The sequence below is a fragment of the Nocardioides baculatus genome, from assembly GCF_016735675.1.
Lineage (GTDB): Bacteria > Actinomycetota > Actinomycetes > Propionibacteriales > Nocardioidaceae > Nocardioides > Nocardioides baculatus.
In genome coordinates, this window is the sequence record NZ_JAERSG010000005.1 from 250361 (window position 1) to 272907 (window position 22547).

General features: G+C 71.4%; 24 protein-coding genes. 15 read left to right on the forward strand and 9 right to left on the reverse strand.

All coding sequences use genetic code 11. The annotated features are described in order from the left end of the window. Positions 1-303 precede the first annotated feature (303 nt). From JI751_RS16775 to JI751_RS16785, 3 genes are all read left to right on the forward strand, one after another. Positions 304-531, forward strand: a complete 228-nt coding sequence (locus tag JI751_RS16775; RefSeq protein ID WP_201939100.1) for a hypothetical protein — start codon at positions 304-306, stop codon at positions 529-531. A 159-nt stretch (positions 532-690) separates the two neighbouring features. Then, positions 691-1188 carry a hypothetical protein gene (locus JI751_RS16780; protein WP_201939102.1) on the forward strand — a complete coding sequence of 166 codons (498 nt, stop codon included), beginning with the start codon at positions 691-693 and terminating at the stop codon, positions 1186-1188. 13 nt (positions 1189-1201) lie between these two features. Beyond that, on the forward strand, positions 1202-1927 hold the full coding sequence (locus tag JI751_RS16785) for an MOSC domain-containing protein (protein ID WP_201939103.1): 726 nt from the start codon (positions 1202-1204) through the stop codon (positions 1925-1927). Here the strand turns inward: JI751_RS16785 and JI751_RS16790 are convergent. Continuing rightward, positions 1917-2216 (reverse strand): WXG100 family type VII secretion target, encoded by a 300-nt coding sequence (locus JI751_RS16790; RefSeq protein WP_201939105.1) that lies wholly within the window; start codon positions 2214-2216, stop codon positions 1917-1919. The two genes, JI751_RS16785 and JI751_RS16790, sit on opposite strands and share 11 nt — an antisense overlap. Further along, positions 2213-2518 (reverse strand): WXG100 family type VII secretion target, encoded by a 306-nt coding sequence (locus JI751_RS16795; RefSeq protein ID WP_201939109.1) that lies wholly within the window; start codon positions 2516-2518, stop codon positions 2213-2215. Before JI751_RS16795 ends, JI751_RS16790 begins: the two co-directional genes overlap by 4 nt. A 141-nt stretch (positions 2519-2659) precedes the next feature. Between JI751_RS16795 and JI751_RS16800 the strand changes: the two genes are divergently transcribed. Next, positions 2660-4027: a GntP family permease gene (locus JI751_RS16800; protein ID WP_236666466.1), complete on the forward strand. Its 1368-nt coding sequence runs from the start codon at positions 2660-2662 to the stop codon at positions 4025-4027. Next, entirely contained in the window at positions 4024-4524 is a 501-nt protein-coding gene (locus JI751_RS16805; protein WP_236666409.1) for a gluconokinase, read from the forward strand. The genes JI751_RS16800 and JI751_RS16805 overlap by 4 nt, the downstream gene beginning before the upstream one ends. Positions 4525-4528: 4 nt before the next feature. On the opposite strand, the gene JI751_RS16810 is transcribed toward JI751_RS16805, so the two are convergent. Both JI751_RS16810 and JI751_RS21205 read right to left on the reverse strand, forming a co-directional pair. Further along, a complete protein-coding gene (locus JI751_RS16810) occupies positions 4529-5017 on the reverse strand; it encodes a TspO/MBR family protein (RefSeq protein WP_201939113.1) in 489 nt (162 codons plus the stop codon). Positions 5018-5047: 30 nt separating this feature from the next. Continuing rightward, positions 5048-6625 carry a bifunctional NAD(P)/FAD-dependent oxidoreductase/class I SAM-dependent methyltransferase gene (locus tag JI751_RS21205; RefSeq protein WP_236666410.1) on the reverse strand — a complete coding sequence of 526 codons (1578 nt, stop codon included), beginning with the start codon at positions 6623-6625 and terminating at the stop codon, positions 5048-5050. A gap of 66 nt (positions 6626-6691) precedes the next feature. Between JI751_RS21205 and JI751_RS16820 the strand changes: the two genes are divergently transcribed. The 3 genes from JI751_RS16820 to JI751_RS16830 are packed head-to-tail and all read left to right on the forward strand — an operon-like array spanning position 6692 to position 8298. Continuing rightward, entirely contained in the window at positions 6692-7252 is a 561-nt protein-coding gene (locus JI751_RS16820) for a helix-turn-helix domain-containing protein (protein WP_201939115.1), read from the forward strand. Positions 7253-7293: 41 nt separating this feature from the next. Further along, positions 7294-7506 (forward strand): hypervirulence associated TUDOR domain-containing protein, encoded by a 213-nt coding sequence (locus JI751_RS16825; RefSeq protein ID WP_201939116.1) that lies wholly within the window; start codon positions 7294-7296, stop codon positions 7504-7506. Positions 7507-7539: 33 nt separating this feature from the next. Next, positions 7540-8298 (forward strand): hypothetical protein, encoded by a 759-nt coding sequence (locus tag JI751_RS16830; protein ID WP_201939117.1) that lies wholly within the window; start codon positions 7540-7542, stop codon positions 8296-8298. Positions 8299-8311: 13 nt separating this feature from the next. Here JI751_RS16830 and JI751_RS16835 read toward each other — a convergent pair whose 3' ends face one another. Both JI751_RS16835 and JI751_RS16840 read right to left on the reverse strand, forming a co-directional pair. Continuing rightward, positions 8312-9244, reverse strand: coding sequence for an acyl-ACP desaturase (locus tag JI751_RS16835; RefSeq protein WP_201939118.1), 933 nt, complete (start codon positions 9242-9244; stop codon positions 8312-8314). Between the two features lie 138 nt (positions 9245-9382). Next, positions 9383-10567 (reverse strand): endonuclease, encoded by a 1185-nt coding sequence (locus JI751_RS16840; protein WP_201939123.1) that lies wholly within the window; start codon positions 10565-10567, stop codon positions 9383-9385. 313 nt (positions 10568-10880) lie between these two features. Here JI751_RS16840 and JI751_RS16845 point away from each other — a divergent pair, with 313 nt between their 5' ends. From JI751_RS16845 to JI751_RS16865, 5 genes are read left to right on the forward strand one after another with little or no spacing between them, the layout of a single operon-like run. Further along, on the forward strand, positions 10881-14288 hold the full coding sequence (locus JI751_RS16845) for an ATP-binding protein (RefSeq protein ID WP_201939124.1): 3408 nt from the start codon (positions 10881-10883) through the stop codon (positions 14286-14288). Beyond that, on the forward strand, positions 14285-14716 hold the full coding sequence (locus JI751_RS16850) for a roadblock/LC7 domain-containing protein (RefSeq protein WP_201939126.1): 432 nt from the start codon (positions 14285-14287) through the stop codon (positions 14714-14716). Before JI751_RS16845 ends, JI751_RS16850 begins: the two co-directional genes overlap by 4 nt. A gap of 14 nt (positions 14717-14730) precedes the next feature. Then, positions 14731-15099 carry a DUF742 domain-containing protein gene (locus tag JI751_RS16855; RefSeq protein WP_201939128.1) on the forward strand — a complete coding sequence of 123 codons (369 nt, stop codon included), beginning with the start codon at positions 14731-14733 and terminating at the stop codon, positions 15097-15099. Beyond that, on the forward strand, positions 15080-15676 hold the full coding sequence (locus tag JI751_RS16860; RefSeq protein WP_242494855.1) for a GTP-binding protein: 597 nt from the start codon (positions 15080-15082) through the stop codon (positions 15674-15676). Before JI751_RS16855 ends, JI751_RS16860 begins: the two co-directional genes overlap by 20 nt. A gap of 4 nt (positions 15677-15680) precedes the next feature. After that, a complete protein-coding gene (locus tag JI751_RS16865; RefSeq protein WP_201939132.1) occupies positions 15681-16487 on the forward strand; it encodes an ABC transporter substrate-binding protein in 807 nt (268 codons plus the stop codon). Positions 16488-16858: 371 nt separating this feature from the next. On the opposite strand, the gene JI751_RS16870 is transcribed toward JI751_RS16865, so the two are convergent. After that, the gene (locus JI751_RS16870; protein ID WP_201939134.1) at positions 16859-17995 is read right to left on the reverse strand and encodes a calcium:cation antiporter; all 1137 of its coding nucleotides are present in this window, start codon (positions 17993-17995) and stop codon (positions 16859-16861) included. Positions 17996-18190: 195 nt separating this feature from the next. Next, positions 18191-19189, reverse strand: coding sequence for a GTP pyrophosphokinase (locus tag JI751_RS16875; RefSeq protein WP_201939136.1), 999 nt, complete (start codon positions 19187-19189; stop codon positions 18191-18193). Between the two features lie 82 nt (positions 19190-19271). Between JI751_RS16875 and JI751_RS16880 the strand changes: the two genes are divergently transcribed. Continuing rightward, entirely contained in the window at positions 19272-19844 is a 573-nt protein-coding gene (locus JI751_RS16880) for a hypothetical protein (protein WP_201939138.1), read from the forward strand. Positions 19845-19848: 4 nt separating this feature from the next. Here JI751_RS16880 and JI751_RS21995 read toward each other — a convergent pair whose 3' ends face one another. After that, on the reverse strand, positions 19849-21249 hold the full coding sequence (locus JI751_RS21995; RefSeq protein WP_201939140.1) for a phosphodiester glycosidase family protein: 1401 nt from the start codon (positions 21247-21249) through the stop codon (positions 19849-19851). 113 nt (positions 21250-21362) lie between these two features. Here JI751_RS21995 and JI751_RS16890 point away from each other — a divergent pair, with 113 nt between their 5' ends. Then, the gene (locus JI751_RS16890) at positions 21363-22532 is read left to right on the forward strand and encodes a site-specific DNA-methyltransferase (protein WP_307814316.1); all 1170 of its coding nucleotides are present in this window, start codon (positions 21363-21365) and stop codon (positions 22530-22532) included. Positions 22533-22547: the final 15 nt, after the last annotated feature.

Consider the following 22547-nt stretch of genomic DNA (forward strand, 5'->3'; position numbering starts at 1 on the left):
CCACCCTCGCCGACGCCCACCGACGCTCGCGAGACTGCGGGTCGATCTGTGGACAAGGGTGCCGCGTGGTCGTTGGCAGAGGCTCGGGGTGCTGCACAGTGGTGCTGTGGAGGTGCGGCCGGAGGTCCTGCGGATGATGCAGGAGCGACCCGCAGCCGAGGTGTGGCTGGCGCTGGCGGCCACCGATGGTGTGGAGAACTTCGACGACCTCTCCCGCCTGGCTGGCCTCCGTCCCCTTGGCGGGGCTTGGGTTGAGCTCGACGAGATGCGCGCCCGACAGGTCTTGGCCGACATCCTCCGGTGGTGGCCTACAGGAGTGAGCTGGCACCGACACAGCAAGCGGAGTGGCTTGCCGCTGAGTTCCTTCTCGCCGCTGGACCATCTGGTGCCCGGTACGCCACCAACAGCGCCGACAAGCTGCACGGGTCTGCCTACAGATTCACCCCGGCGTCGGACTACACCTTCGATGCCGGGATCGCAGTCATCGGCGAAGCAGGCTCCGCGATCTATTGGGTTGCTGACGAGGACTGACCACACTCCGGGCAGGTTTCGATGTTGATTCCCGACCCACCCCGACGGCGTCGTGCATGGGAGTGCGCTCGCTAGCCGTGAGTCCGTGCTCACCTGGAGTTGTCCACAGATCGCGCGAGCCGCGTTTCCGCCGAACGCCGGGGCGGGCACGAGAGCGGCATGACGCACTTCATCGGCTGCATCCAGGTCCGGCCCCCGCTCAACGAGGTCGAGCGCGGCTACTTCCTCGAGCTGCTCGACTCCGACCGGACGCTGCGCGGTACGCCGACCGGGCGGGGCGACGCCGACGTGCCGTTCGCGCGACTCGGCTGGGAGGTCTGCCGCGACGGCTGCTGCCTCGAGTGGGACACCACGGCCGAGGACGCGAAGTGGATGGTCGAGACGCTGCGGTTCGTCATCGACCACCTGCTGCGCGACGGCGCGAGGGCCCAGGGGCGCGCGAGGTTCGACGGGTTCGGCTTCGACCACGTGCTCAGCGGTGCGGTGATGGGCCGTGGCCCGGGCGACCGGACGACGCACTTCGTGACCGTCGCCGACAACGTCGTGCACGGACGCGCGGTGCCCGAGCACTGCGTCGTACACGTGCCGAGGCCGCGCGCTGCGTCCAGCCGGACGCGGGCGACGAACGTCATCGAGTTCCGCCCGCGACGCGCGTGACAGCATGCGACCCATGGAGGGAGTGGTGCGCGGTGTCGGGTTCTCGCCCGTCAAGGGGATGCGCCACCTCGCCCTCGACCACGTCGACCTCGACGAGCTCGGAGCCGTCGGCGACCGGGCCTTCTGCCTCGTCGACACCGCGCAGCGGCGCGTGCTGCGGACGGTGCAGCACCCGTCCCTGATGGGCATCGTCGCGCAGGCGTACGACGACGGGCTGGCGCTGACGCTGCCGACCGGGGAACACGTCGAGGGACCGGTCACCGTCAGCGGGGAGACGATCACCTGCGACTACTGGGGTCGATCGGTCGACCTCGCGCTGACCGACGGCCCGCACGGTGGGCTCATCTCCGTTCACCTCGGACGGGACGTCCGGCTCGCGCGGGCGCCGCGCGGCGGCGTCGTCTTCGCCGATCCGATCACCGTCGTGACGACCGCGTCCCTGGCCGAGATCGAGGCCGAGGCTGCCCGGTTCCGGGCGACGCTCGTCCTCGACACCGAGGAGCCCTGGGCCGAGGACACCTGGCTCGGCACGGAGATCACGGTGGGCGAGGCGACCCTCAGGATCGGCGGACCGATCCCACGATGCGCGGTCATCGACCACCACCCGGAGACGGGCGAGAAGGACGCCCAGCTCCTGAAGGCGCTCGTGCGGCAGCGGCCCACCAACAGGGCCGGCGAGCCGATGTTCGGCGTCTACGCCACCGTCACGAGGCCGGGACGGGTGAGCGTCACGCGCTGACCTGCTCCCAGAGCCGGAGGTTGGCGGACGCGGCCCGCGCGTAGGACTCGTCGGCGGTGGTGACGATCGCCCGCAGCCCGGCGAGCGCGGTGACCATGTCGGCGCAGCCGTCGCGCCACGCGTCGTACGCCAGCACCTCGGCGTCGGCAGCGCGGCCGGACCACCCGCCCTGGAGGCGTGACTGTGCCTGGTGGATCTCGGCGGCGATGCCGACGAGGTCGCGCTGGCAGGCGGCGAGGTCGGCGAGGGTCGCCCGGAGCTCGTCGAGGTCGACGTCGTAGGACGTCACGCGAGCCGCCGCGTGCGCTGCTCGGAGGAGGCGTCGGCGGCCACCGCGTCGGCCCGCGCCAGGTCGAGGGCCTGTGCCGCAACGGCCAGGTCGTCGACGACGCCGGCCGTCGCGGCGCTCCACTCCTCCCACCGCGCGCGGAAGGCGTCGGCCGCGGCGCCGCGCCACGTGGCGAGGACGGCCTCGATGGAGCGGTCGGCCCGGCGACGGCGCAGGTCGAGGTCCTCGAGCCGCGCCCGCAGCTCGGCCGTGGTCGCCGCGTGCTCGGCGGGGGAGAGGGTGATCGTGCCCGAGAGGATCATGCGTCGATCCTGCTCGGCGAGGCGCCCGAGCAACAGGCGCCGGACGCGATCTGTGGAGAACCTGCACGAGCGGCGTCGGCGTGAGCGCCTAGGGTGGACCGATCACCCCCTGCCAGCTCGGAGGCACCACCCGTGGACACCATGGACCCGGTCTACGGCTCCGGCACGCTGCTGCTCATCGCAGCGATCGCCGTCGCCGTCCTGCTCGTCCTCATCATCGCCCTGCGCATGCACGCCTTCGTGGCGCTGGTGCTCGTCAGCTTCGGCACGGCCATCGCCGCCGGCGTACCCCTCGCGGACGTGCCGGCGATCTCCATCGCCGCCTTCGGCAGCACGCTCGGCACGGTCGCGCTGCTGGTCGGGCTCGGCGTGATGATCGGGCGGCTGCTGGAGGTGACCGGAGGAGCACAAGTGCTCGCCGACACCCTCGTGAGCCGCTTCGGCGAGAAGCGCGCCCCGTTGGCGCTCGGCGTCGCGGCGCTGCTCTTCGGCCTCCCGATCTTCTTCGACGCCGGGCTCGTGGTCTTCCTGCCGATCATCTTCGCCGTCGCCAAGCGCTTCGGCGGGTCCGTCCTGATGTACGCCCTGCCCGCCGCGGGCGCGTTCGCCGCGATGCACGCGATCGTGCCGCCGCACCCCGGCCCGGTCACCGCCGCGACCGAGATCGGCGCCAGCATCGGCCTCACCCTGCTCGTCGGGGTGGTCGTCGCGGTGGTCGCCTGGTTCGTCGGTGTGTACGTCGTCACCACCGCGTGGCTCGGCAAGGTGCACGTCCCGGTCGACGACTCGGTCCTCACGGGCGGTCGCGACGCGGAGCACGACAACCCGCCGAGCTTCGGGCACGTGCTCGGGATCCTGCTGCTGCCGCTCGTGCTGATCGGGGCCAACACCGTCCTCACCACGCTGCGCACCAACGAGTCGATCTCCGCCGAGGGTGGGCTCGTCGACGCCGTCATCTTCGTCGGCCAGACGCCGGTCGCGCTGCTCATCGCCCTGCTCGTGGCGACGTACACCCTGGCGATCAAGCGCTACCCCCGCGGTGAGATCGAGTCGATGCTCAACGACGCGCTCGGCCCGATCTGCGCGATCATCCTGATCACCGGCGCGGGCGGGATGTTCGGCGGGGTGCTGCGCTACAGCGGGATCGGGGCTGCGCTGTCCGACTCGCTGTCCGACCTCGGGCTGCCGCTGATCGTGTCCGCCTTCGTGATCGCCACGATCCTGCGGGTCGCCCAGGGATCCGCGACCGTCGCGCTCACGACCACGGCCGGGCTGATCTCGGCCGGCGTCGCCGACGCCGATCCGTCGTCCCTCCAGCTCGTCGCACTCGTGCTCGCGATCGCCGCCGGTGCCACCGTGCTGTCGCACGTGAACGACTCCGGCTTCTGGCTGGTCGGCCGGTTCTTCGGGATGGACGTGAAGACCACGCTGCGCACGTGGACGGTGCTCGAGACGACGCTCGGTCTCTCGATCTTCGTCCTGGCGCTCGGGGTCTGGGCGGTCGGATGACGATGCACCTCGTCTTCATGGGCGTCTCCGGCTCGGGCAAGTCCACGGTCGCCCGCGCGGTTCAGGACAAGCTCGGCTGGGAGCTGGCCGAGGGTGACGACTTCCACCCGCCGGAGAACGTCGCGAAGATGAGCGAGGGCACGCCGCTCACCGACGCCGACCGGTGGGGCTGGCTGGAGTCGCTCGCCGACTGGACGGGTGAGCGGGACGCCAGCGGCACGCCGACGATCATCACCTGCAGCGCCCTGCGCCGCACCTATCGCGACGTGCTGCGCCGTGGCGGTGAGGCGACGTTCTTCGTGCACTGCACCGGCGACAAGCACATGATCCTCGACCGGATGAACGCGCGCGAGCACTTCATGCCCCCCAGCCTGCTGGAGTCGCAGCTCGACACCCTCGAGCCGCTCCAGCCCGACGAGGAGGGGATGGACGTCGACATCGCCCTGCCCGTCGACCGGATCGTCGCGGAGGTGCTCGCGCGCCTGGGGCTGGGGTGAGGCCTCAGTTGAGGACGACGATCCCCGCGTTGAGGGCCGTCGCGAAGCAGACCCACGCCAGGTAGGGCACGAGCAGCCACGCCGCCACCCGCGAGCGGTGCCACGACCACGCGACGAGCAGCGCGATCGAGGCGGCCAGCACGACGATCTCGACCAGCGCGAACACGTAGAGGTCGGCCGCGAAGAACAGCGGCGTCCACAGCAGGTTGAGCACGAGCTGTGCCGTCCACAGCCACATCACGCGGTCCCACCCGCCGGCCCGCCAGAGCAGCCAGCCCGCGATGCCGATCATCACGTAGAGCACCGTCCAGACGGGCCCGAACAGCCACGACGGCGGCGCGTAGGGCGGGAGCTCGAGGGCACGGTACGTCGCCTGCGACCCCGCCGCGGCCAGCCCACCGACCCCGGCGGCGACCGCCACCGCGAGGAGGAACGGCACGAGGGTCACCCAGGTGCGGGCGGGCGGCACGACGGAGGCATCCCGAGAGCTCATGGAGCCATCATGCCGCCCCGACCCACGCGATCAGCCCGCGCGCCGGACCTTCAGCACCGCGTCCGCGATCGCGATCTCCTCGCCCGTGTGCGGGTGCAGCTGGGTGCGTGGGCGGGCCTCGCACACCTCGACCACGAAGTCCTCAGGCACGGCGGGCAGCAGGTCCTCGGCCGTGAACATGAACGAGGTGTGCCCGTGCCGCAGCCCGGTCGCCAGGTCGTCGGGGTGGTGCCCGACCACCAGCAGCGTGCCACCCGGCGCGACCGCGGACGCGAGACGTCGTACGACGTCCGGCATCCCGCCGTCGGGCAGGTGGAAGAAGTGCGACGTGACGAGGTCCCAGGTCTCGCCTGCCGGCTCGAAGGTGCGTACGTCGACCCGGCGGGTCTCGACGCGGTCGCCGACCCCGGCCTGCTCGGCGTGCGTCGTCGTCCGCGCGAGGGCGGCGTCGGCGAAGTCGACCGCCGTCACCTGCCAGCCCTGCTGCGCCAGCCAGATCGCGTCGCCGCCCTCGCCGCAGCCGATGTCGAGCGCGCGACCGGGAGCGAGCGCGGGCGCCTCGGCGGCGAGCTGGACGTTGACCTTGCCGCTCCACACCTTGTCGCCGGAGTAGCGCTCCTCCCAGGCCGGGCGCTCGAAGAAGCCGTCGCGACGGGCCTGCACCGCGCGCACCGCGTCGGCGGACGCCAGCTCGGCGTTGATCCACGCGCCGACGCGGACACCGTGGGCGGCCGAGGCGACGAGGATCATCGCGATGTCGGTCGCGTTGCCGGCGGCGAAGATGCCGGGCACCGAGGTCGCGCCCGTGTTCGGCTCGACCTCGATCACCGAGCCGAAGGCGGTGCCGTTCATCTCGAAGGGCTTCGGCTCGATGCCCATCGGGCCGAGGAAGTCGGCGCGCACGTGCGGCTGCGAGGCCACCACGATCGCGTCGCGCTCGAGGACCGTGCCGTCGACCAGCCGCAGCCCGACGAGCGCGTCGCCGTGGTCTGTCGCGACGACCTCCTGCGGCGTGCCGTACGCGAACCGGACACCGATCGCCCCGAGCTTCTCCGTCTCCTCCTCCGGGAGCTCGACGCCGTCGTGGACGACCACCACCACGTCCTCGGAGAGCTGGCGGAAGAGCAGTCCCTGGTGGCCGGCCATCGGGGTCGTCGCCAGCACGGCGATCGCGCGGTCGCGCACCTCCCACCCGTGGCAGTAGGGGCAGTGCAGGACGTCGATGCCCCACCGCTCGGCCAGGCCGGGCACGTCGGGCAGCTCGTCGACGACGCCAGCGGTGACGAGGATCCGCCGGGCGCGCACGCGCCGGCCCCCGGCGGTGGTGACGAGGAAGTCGTCGACCTCGCCGGACAGCCCGACCACGCGGTCGGCCAGCACCTCGACGCCGTACGCCGCCACCTCGGCGCGGCCGATCTCGAGCAGCTCGAGCGGGTTGACGCCCTCGCGCCCGAGGTAGTTGTGGGCATGGTCAGCGGGCGCGTTGCGCGGCTCGCCGGCGTCGATGACCAGCACCGACCTCTTCGACCGGCCGAGCGCCATCGCTCCGCTCAGGCCGGCCGCGCCGCCGCCGACCACCACCACGTCGTACGTCATCTCATCGCTCATGGATCCATCGTGCGGGTCGTTCGCGCTATTGACAAACATTCTTGCTGAAATGACAAACTGGGCGGCATGGACGACGTCTCAGTGCTCCGCGGGGTCGGCCCCCGGCTGCGCCAGCTCCGGCTCGAGCGCGAGGCGACGTTGACCGACCTCGCCGAGGAGACCGGCATCTCCGTCAGCACCCTGTCGCGGCTCGAGTCGGGCCAGCGCAAGCCGACCCTCGAGCTGCTGCTGCCCCTTGCGCGGGCCCACCGTGTCGCGCTCGACGAGCTCGTCGACGCACCCGAGACCGGCGATCCGCGGATCCGTTCGAAGCCGGTCGTGCGGCACGGGCGGACGTTCATCTCCCTGACCCGCCGGCCGGGGGGACTCCAGTCGTTCAAGATGCTGCTGCCCGTCGACAACACGCCACCGCCCACGCTGCAGACCCACGAGGGCTACGAGTGGCTCTACGTCCTCAGCGGCAAGGTCCGACTGCTGCTCGGCAGCCGCGACCTCACCCTCGAGCCCGGAGAAGTGGTCGAGTTCGACACCCGTACGCCCCACTGGGTCGGCAACCCCGGGCCCGTCCCGGCCGAGGTGCTGGCGATCTTCGGGCCCCAGGGCGAGCGGATGCACGTCCGGTCCTGAGGGGTGACCTGCGTGGCGCCGGCGGGTGGCACGGTGGTGGCATGACGATCCGCACCGGCACCAACGTGAAGTGGAAGTGGGGCTCGTCGTGGGCCGAGGGCAAGGTCACCGAGGTGCACCACGACGACGTCTCCCGCACGACCAAGGGCGAGAAGATCACCCGGCACGGCAGCGACGACGACCCGGCGTACGTCATCGAGCAGGAGGACGGCACCACCGTCCTCAAGCTGCAGAGCGAGGTCGAGAAGGCCTGAGACCGGTCGCGGTGTGGCCTAGGGTCCTGCCCCGTGGCAGCTCTCGGACACCCACCCGCGCCGGCGGGCCGGCGGCTGGTCGTCGACTCTCCCCGCCCTGTCGTGCGCCGCGGCTGGCGGCGAGGCCTCCCGGTGGGGGTGCTCCACCTGGTCGCGACAGCGGTCGTGCACGCGACGCTGCTCCCGGCGACCGATCGGTCCGGTAACGCCGGTGACCGCGCGCTCGAGCACTGGCTGCTCGCGTGCGTCCTCGTCGCTGCCGGCACGACCCTGCTGTGGCTGGCCTGCTGCGTACGGATCGAGCCCGGCGGCAACCGCTGGGTGCCGCCGCCGCGGCGCTCGGGCGTACCGCCCGTGCCGGATCCGGCGACCGGCTGCCTGCCGGCGTCCCAGGCGATCGTCGCGGTCACCCTGGCCACGTTGGTCGAAGTGCTCGCGGTGGTCGGCCCTGCCGACGCCGTCTGGCTCACCGCCGTCACCCTGCTCGTCCAGCTCGTCGGCGTCGTCGTGACGTCCTTCGTCGTGCTGTCGGCCGTCATGCCGGCCGTGCTGATCGTGACCGGCCTGCGCCGTCGCGGCCCGGCCGAGGGTGGTGGCGCGGCGACCGGTCCGGCGCTCGTGACCTCTGGCGTGGCGTCGTACGCCGCCCTCGCGCTCGCGGCGCTGCCGGTCGCGGTGCTCGGCCTCGACCTCGCCGTGGGCGGGTGGGCGACGGCGTCGGTCCTGGCCGTGGTGCTCGTCGCGGCCCTCGCCGTGCGGTTCGGCTACGTACGCCGCGCGCGACCCGCGTGACGACCGACGGACCTCAGGCCTGGCGGGCCGCCTTCTTGGCCTCGGCCTCGGCGCGACGCTCGACGAAGCGGGTCGCCTCAGCGTCGAGCGCAGCGACTGCGGCAGCGAGCTCGTCGCGCGCCTTCTCGCCGTCCTCGTCGAGACCCTCGAGCTCCCAGACACCCCACTGGCGGAGCAGTGGCGTGACGATGTCGTCGTGGTGGATCCGCAGGTCGTAGATGCCCGCCTTGGCCATCTGCACGGCCTTGCGGGAGAAGCCGGGGATCACGCTGCCGGGCATCTGGAAGTCGACGACCTCCTCCGTGATCGCCCGCATCGTCTGGCTGGGGGTGAGCTGGAGGGCGGCCGTCACGATGTTGCGGTAGAACAGCATGTGGAGGTTCTCGTCCTTGGCGACGCGGCTCAGCAGCTTCTCCGCGATCGGCTCCTCGGTGTAGCGGCCGGTGTTGCGGTGCGAGATGCGGGTCGCGAGCTCCTGGAAGGAGACGTAGGCGCAGACGTTGAGCAGTGACTTGTCGAGCGCCTCGTAGCCGGTCTCCATCGTCTCCATCCGGGCCCGCTCGAGCTCGACGGGATCGACGCCTCGGGTGACCAGGAGGTAGTCGCGGATGCAGAAGGCGTGCCGACCCTCCTCCGCGGTCCACCGGTTGACCCACGTGCCCCACGCGCTGTCCCGACCGAACGCCCGGTCGATCTCGCGGTGGTAGCTCGGCAGGTTGTCCTCGGTCAGCAGGTTGACCTCGAGCGCCGTACGCGCGATGGGCGAGAGCTGCGACTGGGCGACCTCCCACGGATCACCGCCGAGGTCGGCGAAGTCGCGCCCGAGGCTCCACGGGACGTACTCGTGCGGCATCCACTCGTCGGCCGTCGCGAGGTGCCGGTTGAGGTTCTCCTCGACCACCGGCTCGAGCTCGGTCAGCAGCTGTTCGGTCTCGAGTGCGGTCATGTGCTCCTGCCTACACCCGCGCGACCCCTGCTGAACAGGGGTGCGCCCCGGCACCAACGGAAGCAGTTCGCCCGGTCGACGTGCCCGTCCACGCGTGGACCGGACCCTTCGCCGGGCGAACTGCCTGCTGTGGTGCGCTCAGTTCCAGATCGCGGCCGCCCACTCGGGGTGGTCGATGAACGGGTTGCGGTTGCCCTGCCACTGGGAGTGGATCCGGTCGTTGCGGCGCATCTCGAAGGAGTCGACCGGGTCGGCGGAGTTCCAGGCGAGGAGGATGTCGAGGTCGCCGATCCGCGGGACGGCGCTGCCGGAGACGTTGCTCAGCTCGAGGTTGGCGAAGGCGTCGTCGCCCTCGTAGCGGATCGCCATGTAGAAGAGCATCCGCGCCACGTCGCCCTTGACCGAGTCGCGCGGCTCGAAGGAGTCGGAGTCGGTCCAGCAGTCGGTGCAGCCCGACACGGCGGTGCCGCCGTTGTCGAAGTCCTTGTTGCCGCGGGTGCCGTTGACCGTGACGTCCTCGGCGCGCAGGTGGTGCAGGTCGGTGCCCGGTCCGGCGCTGGTCGTGAAGCCGCCGCGCGACTGGGCGAAGACGTGCTCACGGTTCCACTGGCCGGCGTTGCCGCCGTTGCTGCTCTTGGGGATGGAGCGACCGGTGTAGAGCTCGATGACGTTGTTGGTGTTGTTGGGGTCCTGGTCGGTGTCCTTCAGCGCGGTCCACACCGCGTCGTACGACAGCTTGGTGTTGTTGTCGATGATGTCGTGGAGCGAGGTGCGCAGGGCCGAGCCGGTCTTGCCGACCGCGGGTGCGTAGTAGGTGGAGTCCCACGGGCTCGTGCCGCCGGTGGGCGGTGGGTCGGTCGGCGTACCGCCACCGGCGAGCGCGAACGCCGACGTGCTCGTCATGCCCGGGTGGGAGAAGTACGCCGACAGCGCGCCGGTCACGTCGATCTGCTTGCCCATCAGCGACGGGTTGGACCGCAGGCCCCACTGCGACCGGAAGGCCGAGGGGATCTGCACGTAGAGCATCGACGAGGTGCTGGTCTGCGAGGCCGAGTCGGCGATCGCCAGGGCGTAGTCGTTGGGGAAGCCGGAGCGTACGACGGTGCTCGTGGCGGTCGGCTGCCCGACGACGTAGCCGCGGACCGTCTGCGACGAACCGTTCTGCTGGCCGATGGCCTGGCTGACGGTCAGGGGCGTGGCAGCGCGTGCCGGCGCCGTGCCCGACGGGGACACGAGCGCGGCGAGCGCGAGCACGAGGGACAGGACGAGGGAGGTGACAAGGGCGGGCGCGAGCGGCCGGACCTTCCCGAGATGAAGGGTCATGGCGGGTGAGCCTGCCCGAACTTCGCGTCCGGTGGAAGAGGCAGGGCGGGGTCGACCGGGCTGGACCAGTGGAGTTCATTCGGGGGATTCCCACCCGTCACTCCACGCCCTCGTGACCCGTACCTGCTGTGACGTGTGGTGATCGTGGTGCCGACGTCACGCTCAATCGAGTCGTCGTACATCCCTTTACACCGCTTCATACCCAGTTCTGCGAAAACGCCACGGAATGTCGCGGGACTCTTTAAGTTGAGTCTGCTCCGGGGTCCCGGGGCACGTTTCGTCGTCGAAGTCGCTCAGACAACGTGAGGCACACATGACTCAGGATGCAGCCCAGCCCCGGAAGGGCGCGGGCAGTTCGGTCGCCGGCTGGCCGTTGGGCCGCAAGATGGCCATGGCGCTCACGATCCCGCTGCTGCTCGCCGCCATCCTCGGTGGCCTGCGCGTCTCCGGTGACCTGGGCGACTCCCGCCAGGCCGCCACGAGCGCCAAGCAGGTCACGATCATCCAGCCCGCGATCGACTACCTGACGTCATCCGAGGCCGCGATGGTGGCCGCGCAGACCGACAGTGCGGCGAGCCAGGGCGACCTGATCGACGCGATCGACGACATCATCACCAACGGCGAGGCGCTGGCCCAGGCCAAGGACGCCGCCGACCTCAACGACCTCCAGGCCGAGCACGTCGATGCGCTGCTCGACCTCAGCCAGGCCATGCGCGGCACCGGTGCCGAGACCCTCGGCCCCGCCACCTGGGTGGCCCTCGTCCGCCAGCTCGAGTCCAGCGTCTCGCAGCTCATCACCAGCGTGAATGCCGCGCAGGAGACCCCCGAGCCCCGTCTCGAGCAGCTCTCCCAGCTGATGAGCGGTCGCCTGTCCCTCGCCCTCCAGCAGGGCCTGCTCGCGGTCACCCTCAAGCAGTCGACCTCGCAGGAGCTCTTCTCCGAGATCGGCGTCGAGGCGGCGGCCATCGACCGTCTCGCCGGCTCCGTCGCCGGCGCCGAGGACCAGACCGCCCTCCTGCGTCTTCAGAACACCAAGCACGCCAGCCAGGTCCGCGACGACTCCGCCACGAACCTCGACGGTCGCGACGCCTACACGCCCTACGACGAGATCACCCAGACCCTCACCCAGGGCGTGACCTCGTCGCTCGACGAGGCCGCCTCGGACGCCCAGCGCAACGCAATCATCGGCGCCGCGCTGACGCTCATCGCCCTCGGCCTGGCCATCGCGATCGCCTTCTACATCGCCCGCAGCCTGCTCGACCCGATCAACAAGGTGCGCGAGGGTGCGCTCGCGGTGGCCCGCCACCGCCTGCCCGACGCCGTCGCCCGGATCCGCGCCGGCCAGGAGCCGGAGGAGATCACCACGATCGATGTCACCACCAACGAGGAGATCGGCCAGGTCGCCCGCGCGGTCGACGACCTCCACCGCCAGGCCATCCACCTCGCGTCCGGTGAGGCCCAGCTCCGCCAGACGGTCAACGCGATGTTCGTGACCCTGTCGCGCCGGTCCACCTCGCTGGTCAACCAGCAGCTGGCCCAGATCGAGCGCCTCGAGCACGACGAGGAAGACCCCAAGCGCCTCGAGTCGCTGTTCCGCCTCGACCACCTCGCCTCGCGCATGCGTCGTACGGCCGACTCGCTGCTGATCCTGGCCGACGCCCCGAACCGCGCCGCCGGCCAGTTCAGCCTCACGGTGGGCGAGGCCCTCCAGGCTGCGACCTCCGCGGTGCAGGACTACCAGCGCGTGCAGATCCTGTCGCACCTCAACACCCGCGTCGGTGACGAGGCCGCGGCCGACGTCGTCCACCTGCTCACCGAGCTCGTCGACAACGCGCTCACCTACTCGCCTCCCGGCGAGCCCGTACGCCTGGCCGCCAAGCAGACCGACGAGGGCGTGGTCATCACGATCACCGACTCCGGCCTGGGCGTCCCGCCGGCCGAGCTCGAGGTGCTCAACCGCGACCTCGCCCACGGCGCCGAGGCGACGCCCGACACGGCCCGCCGGATGGGTCTGTTCGTGGTCTCGCGCCTCGCCGACCGCCACGACATCGACGCCTCGCTCGCCCGCAACCCGGGCGGCGGCATGACGGCATCGGTCGTCCTGCCGACGTCGATCCTGCCCGACCTGCCGCAGGCCACCGCGCCGGCTGCCGGTGCGGCCGCGCGCAGCACCGAGCCCGCCACGGTCGGTGCCGCCACCACGGTCGAGACCGTCGAGGCCGGCGCTCCGCAGGAGTCGCGCCGCGAGGCCCGCAACCGGGCCCGGGTCGAGAAGGCAGAGGCCCGGAAGGCCGCGAAGGCTGCGAAGGCCGCGGACGCTCCCGTGGAGCCGGCTGCCGTCGCCACGCCGGTCGTCGAGCCCGAGGTCGAAGCTGCTCCGGTCGCGCCGGAGAAGCCCGCCGTCGAGACGTCGGTCGAGACTGCGCCCGCCGCGACCGAGCGCCCGTCGCTCGACAGCCTGCTGCCGCGCCGTGAGCCCGGCGCCAACATGCCCCGCACCGGCGCGGAGGCCTTCCTGCCGCCCGAGACGTCCGGTGCCACCGGACCGCTCTTCGGCAAGCGCGAGGAGCCGACCGTCGGAGGCGACGCCGGCTCGGACGACTCCGCCGCCAGCCGTACGCAGAAGGTCGCGTCCGTCGTTCCGATCACCGCCCTGGCCTCCCGCCAGCGCGCCCAGGCCGAGCAGGCCCGCGCCGAGGTGCAGGCCCAGGATCCGGAGACCGATGTCGTCGAGGAGCCGGCCGCCGCGTCGGACGACGCCGTCGCCGGTGACACCATCGCCCACGACACGGTCGCCGAGGCGGACGTCGCGGACGAGGTGGTGGCCGACGAGCCCGACGACGAGCCCGCCGAGGAGCCCACAGAGGAGACCGTTGCCGAGGAGCCGGTCGAGGCCGAGCCGGTCGTCGAGCCCGTCCGCGCGCACGACCCGCTGTCCGACCCGTTGCCCGCGGACGCCTTCGACGAGGCCCGGCCCGAGGAGCACGTCGAGGAGCAGGTCGAGGAGCACGTCGAGGACCAGGTCGAGGAGCACGAGCAGGTCGCCGAGGCCGAGCCCGAGGAGGAGCTCGTCCACGAGAGCGCCGAGGAGCCGGTCGCGATCGACGAGCACCACGACGAGCACCCGGACGACGTACGCGTCGACGCCGACGACCCGCTGGGTCTGGGCACGCACCGCGACGACCGCGACGACCAGTACGAGCAGGTCGCACACGTCGAGGAGCCCGTTGCCGAGCCCGTCGCCGAGGAGGCTCCCGTGGAGCCGGCCGCGGAGCCCGAGCCGGTCCTCGAGCCGGTCGCCCTCGCGGACGACTCGCTCAACGGCCACTCGCTCAACGGCCACGGGTCCAACGGTCACGCGCCGGCGCGCACCGGTGGTGACTCGCCGATCTTCAAGTCGATGCGCTCGGGATTCCTCACGGGGAATGCCGACGAGATCCACGAGACCGAGGTCGACCGGGGGTGGGAGATCGCGGCCAACGCGGTCGTCGACACGCCTCCGCTCGCCGAGCCGGCAGCGGCGGCGTCAACGGTCACCGGACTGCCGCGTCGCGCACCGGGGGAGCGTCTCGTGCCCGGTAGCGTGACCGCGCCCACGGCGGCCCGCACACGTGACCCCGAGGCGATCCGCCGCCGTCTCCAGGCCCACACCGCGGGAGTGTCCCGCGGTCGACAGGCAGCCCAAAGTTCCTCACAGCACACGGAAGCAGGCCCCGCATGACGCACGAATCCGCCGCACAGGCAACCGCCGACAGCCCGACCGGCGACCTCGACTGGGTGATGTCGCGCTTCGTCGACGACGTACCCGACGCAGCGCACGCCATCCTGGTCTCGGCCGACGGCCTCCTGATGGCCTCGAGCACCAGCATCCCTGGTGAGCGGGCCGAGCAGGTCGCCGCCGTCTCCTCCGGTCTGGCCAGCCTCGCCGTCGGCGCGGCTCGCCTCTTCGAGGGCGGCTCGGTGATGCAGACCATCGTCGAGATGGAGATGGGTTTCCTCATGCTGATGAGCGTCGGTGACGGGTCGAACCTCACCGTGCTCACGACGGAGGAGGCCGACATCGGCCAGGTGGGCTACGAGATGGCCCTGCTGGTGGACCGTGTGGGACGTACCGTCGAGGCCCAGGCCCGCGTCGGTACGGGCGGCTGAGCCGGACCCGTGACATGACGCCGCCACACGAGCCCGAGGACGAGGTCTACCGACCCCGCCTCATCCGCTCCTACACCATCACCGCAGGTCGCACGGCCACCAAGGTCGAGCTGGCCATGGAGGCGACCCTTCGTCTCCAGCCTGGTGTCGAGGCGCCCGTCCTCAGCTATCCCGCCGCGCAGGTTCTCGAGGTCTGCGATCGGCGTTCCGTCGCCGAGGTGTCGGCACTGACCAAGATGCCGATCGGCGTCACCCGGGTGCTGCTGGGTGACCTGATCGAGCAAGGCCTGGTCCGCATCCAGGCCACCATCACCGACAACACGTCGACAGATGAGCGTCTCGAGCTCATCGAAAGGACCCTCCGTGGACTTCGAAACTACTAAGGCACAGCGCGCGGCTGCGTCGACGAAGATCGTCATTGCCGGCGGCTTCGGCGTCGGCAAGTCGACGCTCGTCGGCGCCGTCTCGGAGATCGACCCGCTGCGCACCGAGGCACTCGTCACCAACGAGTCCGAGGGCGTCGACGATCTCGCCGCCGTGCCCACCAAGGCCACCACCACGGTCGCCATGGACTTCGGTCGCCTCACCCTGGCCGAGGACCTGGTCCTCTACCTCTTCGGCACGCCCGGGCAGCGCCGCTTCTGGTTCATGTGGGACGACCTGTGCCGCGGCGCCATCGGCGCCATCGTGCTGGTCGACGTGGCCCGCCTCGACGAGTCCTTCTCGCCGCTGGACTACTTCGAGTCCAAGGGGATCCCGTTCATCGTCGCCGTCAACGAGTTCGACGGCGTGCCCCGCTACCCCGCCGAGGAGATCGCGGCCGCGCTGGCCCTTCCGGCCGAGGTGCCGATCATCAGCCTCGACGCCCGCGACCGCGAGCAGGCCAAGGGTGCGCTCGTGAAGATCACCGAATACGCCCTCACGCGACTGCGCGAGTCGCTCACCGCGAATGCGAACTGACACCATGAACCGACGTCCCACCTCCGTCCGCGCTGCCGCTGCAGCGCTGTCCTCCGCGGGCCTGATGCTCACGCTCAGCGCCTGCGGTGGTGCCGCCAGCGGCAGCTCCGCCGAGAGCCTCTCCGAGGTCTCGCTGGTCTTCAAGGGTGCCCTCACCGTGTGCACGGACAGCCCCTACGCGCCGTTCGTCTACGAGGAGAAGGGCAAGCTCATCGGCTTCGACGTCGACCTGGCCAAGCAGGTCGCCGACAAGCTCAAGGTCGACCTCGACGTGATCGACGTGGCCTTCGACGACATCACCTCCGGCACCTCGCTCAACACCGACGTCTGCGACGTGGCGGTCTCGGCGATGACGATCACCGGCGAGCGTGCTCGCGTGCTCGACTTCTCCAGCCCCTACTTCGACGCCAAGCAGGCGCTCATCACGCCGCGCGGCTCGGGCCTCGACCAGCTCACCGAGCTGGCCGGTGCGCGGGTCGGTGTCCAGAAGGACACCACGGGCGAGACGTTCATGAGCGACTTCGCCCCGGCCACCGCCCAGGTGACGGCGTACGACGACGCGGCGGGTCTCCAGGCCGCCCTCGACGCGGGCGAGATCGACGCCGCGATGCTCGACAACACCGTCTCCGGCGAGTTCGTGGCCTCCAACGGCAAGCTCAAGCTCGCGCGCGAGTTCGACACCGGTGAGCAGTACGGCATGGCGGTCAAGAAGGACGGCAACATCCCGCTCCTGCGCCAGATCAACAGCGTCCTGGCCGGCCTCCGCGAGGACGGCACCTACGACAAGATCTACGACAAGTACTTCGGCTGATCGCGGTCCCTGCGGCCCGGTGGACACTGTCCGCCGGGCCGCTCCGCGATTTCCCGCCCGTCGTCGGCTCCCGCGCTGGGTGGCGGCATCCGACATCGGCCTCTGCCTTGGGTGGCGGCATCCGACATCGGCCTCTGCCTTGGGTGGCGGCGCCCGACATCGAACGGCGCCTGGGGAATGTCGTGTGCCGCCACCCACCCGGCCTCTGATGTCGTGTGCCGCCACCCATCCGGCCTCTGATGTCGTGTGCCGCCACCCACCCGGCCTCTGATGTCGTGTGCCGCCACCCACCCGGCCTCTGATGTCGTGTGCCGCCACCCACCGGGCCTCTGATGTCGTGTGCCGCCACCCAAGACCAGCGGCGTCCGGAGCTACGGGGCGATCGTCAGGAAGAGGAACGCCGCCAGCAGGACGAGGTGTACGCCGCCCTGCAGGGGCTTGGCCCGCCCGGGGACGACGGTCAGGATCGCCACCGCGGCGGTGAGGAGCAGCAGCACGGTCTGCAGCTGGTTGAGCCCGAGCTCCAGCGGCCCGTCGAGCCAGATGCTGGCGATGGCGATCGCCGGGATGGTGAGGCCGATAGAGGCCATCGCCGAACCCAGCGCGAGGTTGAGGCTGACCTGCACGCGGTTGCGGGAGGCGGCGCGGACGGCCGCGATCGTCTCGGGCGCGAGGACGAGCAGCGCGATCACGACACCGACGACGGCTGCGGGGAACCCCAGCGCCGCCACTCCGGACTCGATGGCGGGGGACTCGATCTTGGCCAGTCCGACCACCGCCACCAGCGACACGACGAGCAGGCCGAGGCTGGCGTAGGCCGCGCGGTCGGTCGGCGGATCGGCGTGGCCGTCCTCGTCGAGGTCGACCTGCGCGTGCTCGAAGGAGTCGTAGCCGGACGAGGCCACCAGCGGGGAGTGCTGGTCGCCCGACACCGGGAGGAAGAAGTCGCGGTGCCGGATGGTCTGGGTGAAGACGAACATCCCGTAGAGCGCCAGGGACGCTGTGGCGGCGAACGCGAGCTGGGCGCCGGTGAACTCCGGTCCGGGCTCCGAGGTGGTCACCGACGGCACCACGAGGCACAGCACCGCCAGCGTGATGACGGTGCCCAGCGCGGCGCCGGTGCCCTCCGGGTTGAAGACGGCCAGGTGGTGCTTGAGCGCGCCGACCAGCAGCGAGATGCCGACGATGCCGTTGACGGTGATCATCACGGCGGCGAAGACCGTGTCGCGGGCCAGCCCGGACGCGTCCTTGTCCGCGGTCACCATGAGGGTGACGATGAGGCCGACCTCGATGATCGTCACGGCGACGGCGAGCACGAGCGAGCCGTAGGGCTCACCGACGCGGTGCGCGACGACCTCGGCGTGGTGGACGGCCGCGAGCACGGCGGCGATCAGCAGGATCGCCAGTCCGCCCAGCACGACGGGACCCTCAGGATGTGCGAACCACGCGGGCACGAGCGCCGCGATGGCCAGGAGGGGGGCGACGGTCGTCCACGATGGCCTGCTCACACGCTCAACCCTAGGGGTCGTTCCTGAACCCAGCCTGATCCATCGATCTCTCGCCTGCTGCGCGCCACCATGCGGGCGCGCTGGCTGCGTTGTCGAGCACTCGACGGGCCTGCGGCCCGCCTTCGGCCCTCCGCCTTGCCATCACACCCGCCTGATGTCGCTCGCGACGGCGTCGATCGATGGCCAGGCTGCTTCTCAGCTCTCCGGGGTGGTGAGCTTCTCCAGCCGTGCCCGCAGGAGCGGGGCCCGGTGGCTGTTGCCCTCGAGCGTGACGTACTGCTCGCCGAAGATCGCGAGGAGCGCGTCGTCGAGGCGGCGTACGGCACCGGCGGGGTAGCGGTAGCCCATCCGGCGGATGACCGCGTCGGCGTCGACCGACGTGAGCAGGTCGGCGAGGTCGTCGATCGTGTCGATGCCCAGCTCGGTCAGGAGGCCGGCGATCCAGTCGTAGTGGTCGGTGTGCGACCAGCCGGCGTCGCTGTAGTGGCCGGCGAGGAAGGTCGCGAGGTCCTGGCCGGCGATGTGGCCGTCCTCGGCGTCGGTCGCGCTGCCGGGAGCGGCCGCCTGGATCCGCTCGCGGATCGTGGCGAACTCGCGGTCGGCGAGCTCGATCAGGCCGGCCGCGAGGGTGAAGCGCCGGTCGAGGTCGGCCGCCGCGTCCTCCGGGACGTTGCCCTTGTAGCGGATGTCGTGCTCGAACTCCGCCCACGCGTGCTGGAGGACCGTACGGACCTGGACGCTCGCGCGGTGGCCCTCCAGCACCGGCAGCTCGGCGCCGGGCAGGGTCTCCACGAGCAGGTGGCGGCTGGCGTAGCCGAACCGGCCGGCGCGAGCCGTCTCCTCGCCGAGGTCGCGGTCGTCGAGCATCGCGAGCTCGTCGTCGAGCACCTCCGCCACGGCCGCGACGTCACTGTGCACGTAGGTGATGACGCGCACGCCGACCTGGTCGGTGATCTGCGTCAGCGGGTCGGGATAGAGCGGGCGGCCGTCCTCGGTGCGGTTGGCCTTCGCGGCGAACGAGGCGACGCTCTTCGTACGGCCGGTGACGCTGAGGTAGTCGATGCCGGCGTCGTCGAGCAGCACCTGGATGAGTGCGACGTAGGCCTGGGTGGCGGCGACCAGCTGGGGCTGTCGCGCGGCGTAGGCGCGTACGGCCTCGCGCACCGGCTCCGTGTCCTCCCGCAGCTCGCTCATGCACGCAGCCTGCCAGACCGCGGGGACGCCGACGACGTGCCTGACCGTGGAGCGGGCCGGGCGTGGCTATCGTCGGAGGACCATGACTACTCGGATGACCTCGCGGACCACCGCCTCCTTCGCGCTCGCCGTCACGCTCTCCGTCGGCCTCGCCGCCTGCACCGGCGACGAGGGCGGCGACACCGCGACCGACCCGGACGCCTCGAGCAGCACCCCCTCGCCGACCGACTCGCCGACGGAGGAGACCCCCACCCCGAGCGAGCCGGAGCCCGACCCGGGGACGGCGGAGACGGTCGACGTGATCGGCTCGGCCGGGGTCACCCAGGCCACGATGGTGCACGCGACCGAGGTCGGCGGCTCCGCCTCGACGCTCGCGTTCGCCCTCGACACCGACCAGGCGGTCACCGACTTCACCGGCCAGTTCGACCCGTCCTTCGAGGGTCCGCTCGGCGCGGCGATCGGCGCCGAGTCCGGGCTGGCCCCCGACGCGACGCCGTACGCCGCCACCGTGGCGGTGGGCTGCGACGCTCCGCGGTCGGTCGCGATCGACGCCGGCGAGGCGGGCTTCGAGGTCGTCCCCAAGCTGCCCAAGAACACCGTGCAGTGCCTCGCGCCGATGACCTACGTGGTCGTCTTCACCGTCCCCGACGCCTGACCGATCAGGTCGGCGGCGGTGTCGTCGGCGGGGTGGTGGTCGGAGGCGGCGTCGGCGTGGGCGTCGGCGTCGGGGTGGGGGTCGGCGTCGGGATCAGGTTCACCACCGGCGGCAGCTCGCCCCCGTAGATCAGTCCGAAGCCGTTGGCCACCTTGCGCTCGCCGCCGTCCGACGGCTCGTTGACCACCGCCATGCCGCCGGTGAAGTTGCGGGTGTACATCGCCGACGAGCCGCCACCGTCGAGGTTGATGGCGTTCTCGGCGCCCAGCGCGGTCATGAAGTCGGCGAGCTCGACCATCGTGTAGCCGCGGCTGGTCGCCGAGCGGCCGTCGACGACGAGGATGTAGAGCTTGCGACCGTCGGCGTCGATGCCGACCGCGGTGCGCGGGTGGGCGATCGTGTTGTTGATGACGGTCCGGACGCTGTTGACGAGCAGCGGCCGGTCGCCGCTGATCGCGGCCGTGGGGCGCCCGCCCTCGATCCGCTTGGCGAGGGTGACCCGCTCCTTCGGCTTGAGGGTCTTGAGCTGCTTGGCAGCAGATCCCACGCCGATCAGCACGCGGTCCTTCTTCCGGATCTTCTTCCCCAGCGACAGCGTCGCCCTGTTGGAGATCACCCGGTTCTTGCGCAGCCACACCTCGCGCGCGTTCTTCTTGCCGTCGGTGACGAGGTAGCCCTTGGTGCGGTTGAAGTCATGGGTGAAGACGCCGATCTGGCGGCGGGGGACGCGCGGGTGGTTGAAGCCGCTCACCGTCCAGTCACGGTGCTGGCGGAGCGCGTACTGCACGCTCAGCGGGCTGACGTGCGGGCCGGACGAGTCGAACCACAGGGTCGAGTTCACCCCGGGGATCCAGCCGTCCCGGGATCCAGTGAGCACCCCGTTGTCCTTGATCGTCACGCCCATCGGCGCGTCGGTGCGGCCGATGTCGAAGAAGTCGCCGTTGACGGCGGTCAGTGCGCCGCCCCACCGGCCGAGCTGGCTGACGGTGCGGCGGCTGGTGACGAAGCTGGGCGTCAGTGCACCGAAGCTGATGTTGGGTGCGTCGAGGTTGACGGTCACCAGGTTGATCTTGACCTGGCCGACCGGCTGGCGACCGTCGATCTGGTCCCACTCGCGCAGGGTGACGCCGGGTGCGATCTCGAACGCCGTCTCGTTGGCGACGGTGACCGCCCGTCCGCGCCGAGCCACCGGCGGCCCGACGACGATGCCCGGCTTGCCGTCCGAGGTCTGGTTGCGCCCGCGGTAGCCGTTGGCGGCTCCGGACGTCGGGAGGCCCTGCCGGGCCGACGCACCCTCGCGGTCGCTCGCGACCGACGGGCTCGTACCGGAGCCGATGGCGAGGCCTGCGACGAGGACGCCGGCGGTCGCGAACGTCAGGGCTGGGCGGCGAGGAAGGAGAGGCACGCGTTCCAGAGTAAAGGACGGGGTGGGACTGGAGGGAAAATTGGGATCAGCGCGTCCCCCCGACACCTTGCGACAGCCGGTGTCGCCCGGCGCACCGGCCGTAGGCTGCCGACGTGCCCGCCGAGCCCTGGAACACCTTCCACGCCGGCGACAACCTCGACGTCCTGCCGATGCTCCCGCCGGGCTCGGTCGACGTCGTCTACACCGACCCGCCCTACAACACCGGCAACGACTTCGCGTACGCCGACCGCTTCCGCGACCACGCGGCGTGGACGGCGATGATGCGCCCGCGGCTCGCGGTCATGCGCGAGGCGCTCGCCGAGCACGGGGCGATCTTCGTCAGCATCGACGACAACGAGGTCGCGCACCTGCGACTGCTGATGGACGAGGTCTTGGGCGAGGCGAACTTCCTCGCGCAGATCGTCGTCAACCTCAACCCCAAGGGGCGCCAGCTCGGCCGGGGGTTCGCGACGAGCCACGAGTACGTCCTGGCGTACGCCCGCCACCTCCCGTCCTGCGTCGTCGAGGGGAGCTCGACCGAGGCCGTCGACGAGGGCGACTTCCCGCTGACCTCGCCGGACGGGCGCCGCTTCCGCTACCTGCCGCTGCGCAACACCAACAAGAAGTTCAACCCGGTCACCGCGCCGACGCTGCACTTCGAGCTGTACGGCGACCCGGTGACCGGACGCGTCGCCACCACCTCGTTCGACGGGAGCCGCGCGCTGACACCGGTCTTCGGCGACGGCCGGCCGGCGGTCTGGCGGTGGTCGCGACGCAAGGTCGACGAGCGCCCGGACGACCTGGAGTGCCGCGTGATCCGTGGCCGGACGGGCGAGCGGGCCGACGTCTTCCAGCGCGACTGGCTCGAGCGGGAGGGCGGGCGCCGCAAGAAGCTGCGCACCATCTGGCTGGCCGAGGAGATCGGGTCGACCGACACCGCCGTGGCCGAGCTCAAGGCCCTCGTCGGCCACGTCTTCGAGTCGCCCAAGCCGACCGGGCTCGTCCGCCGGATCCTGTCCACCGTGCCCGCCGACGCGGTCGTGCTCGACCCCTTCGCCGGCAGCGGGACCACCGGCCACGCGGTCGCCCTGGCCAACGTCGCCGACGGCGGCACCCGCCGCTGCATCAGCATCAACTCGACCGAGCCCACCCGTACGGGTTCCAACGCCCAGCTCGCCGGCCTCGCGACCGTCGCCGACATCACCCGCGCCCGCCTCGCTGCGGTCGCGGAGACCGTCGGCGGCGGGCTCGAGGTCGTGGGCAAGTCCCCGGATATCCGGTGACCTAGCCGCTTACAG

What these genes read in the sequence shown, in the direction of transcription:
- JI751_RS16780 (WP_201939102.1), top strand. Translation starts at nt 691, where the DNA reads ATGACGCACTTCATCGGCTGCATCCAGGTCCGGCCCCCGCTCAACGAG.
- JI751_RS16785 (WP_201939103.1), top strand. Translation starts at nt 1,202, where the DNA reads ATGGAGGGAGTGGTGCGCGGTGTCGGGTTCTCGCCCGTCAAGGGGATG.
- JI751_RS16795 (WP_201939109.1), bottom strand. Translation starts at nt 2,518, where the DNA reads ATGATCCTCTCGGGCACGATCACCCTCTCCCCCGCCGAGCACGCGGCG.
- JI751_RS16800 (WP_236666466.1), top strand. Translation starts at nt 2,660, where the DNA reads ATGGACCCGGTCTACGGCTCCGGCACGCTGCTGCTCATCGCAGCGATC.
- JI751_RS16805 (WP_236666409.1), top strand. Translation starts at nt 4,024, where the DNA reads ATGACGATGCACCTCGTCTTCATGGGCGTCTCCGGCTCGGGCAAGTCC.
- JI751_RS16810 (WP_201939113.1), bottom strand. Translation starts at nt 5,017, where the DNA reads ATGAGCTCTCGGGATGCCTCCGTCGTGCCGCCCGCCCGCACCTGGGTG.
- JI751_RS21205 (WP_236666410.1), bottom strand. Translation starts at nt 6,625, where the DNA reads ATGAGCGATGAGATGACGTACGACGTGGTGGTGGTCGGCGGCGGCGCG.
- JI751_RS16820 (WP_201939115.1), top strand. Translation starts at nt 6,692, where the DNA reads ATGGACGACGTCTCAGTGCTCCGCGGGGTCGGCCCCCGGCTGCGCCAG.
- JI751_RS16825 (WP_201939116.1), top strand. Translation starts at nt 7,294, where the DNA reads ATGACGATCCGCACCGGCACCAACGTGAAGTGGAAGTGGGGCTCGTCG.
- JI751_RS16835 (WP_201939118.1), bottom strand. Translation starts at nt 9,244, where the DNA reads ATGACCGCACTCGAGACCGAACAGCTGCTGACCGAGCTCGAGCCGGTG.
- JI751_RS16840 (WP_201939123.1), bottom strand. Translation starts at nt 10,567, where the DNA reads ATGACCCTTCATCTCGGGAAGGTCCGGCCGCTCGCGCCCGCCCTTGTC.
- JI751_RS16845 (WP_201939124.1), top strand. Translation starts at nt 10,881, where the DNA reads ATGACTCAGGATGCAGCCCAGCCCCGGAAGGGCGCGGGCAGTTCGGTC.
- JI751_RS16850 (WP_201939126.1), top strand. Translation starts at nt 14,285, where the DNA reads ATGACGCACGAATCCGCCGCACAGGCAACCGCCGACAGCCCGACCGGC.
- JI751_RS16855 (WP_201939128.1), top strand. Translation starts at nt 14,731, where the DNA reads ATGACGCCGCCACACGAGCCCGAGGACGAGGTCTACCGACCCCGCCTC.
- JI751_RS16865 (WP_201939132.1), top strand. Translation starts at nt 15,681, where the DNA reads ATGAACCGACGTCCCACCTCCGTCCGCGCTGCCGCTGCAGCGCTGTCC.
- JI751_RS16875 (WP_201939136.1), bottom strand. Translation starts at nt 19,189, where the DNA reads ATGAGCGAGCTGCGGGAGGACACGGAGCCGGTGCGCGAGGCCGTACGC.
- JI751_RS16880 (WP_201939138.1), top strand. Translation starts at nt 19,272, where the DNA reads ATGACTACTCGGATGACCTCGCGGACCACCGCCTCCTTCGCGCTCGCC.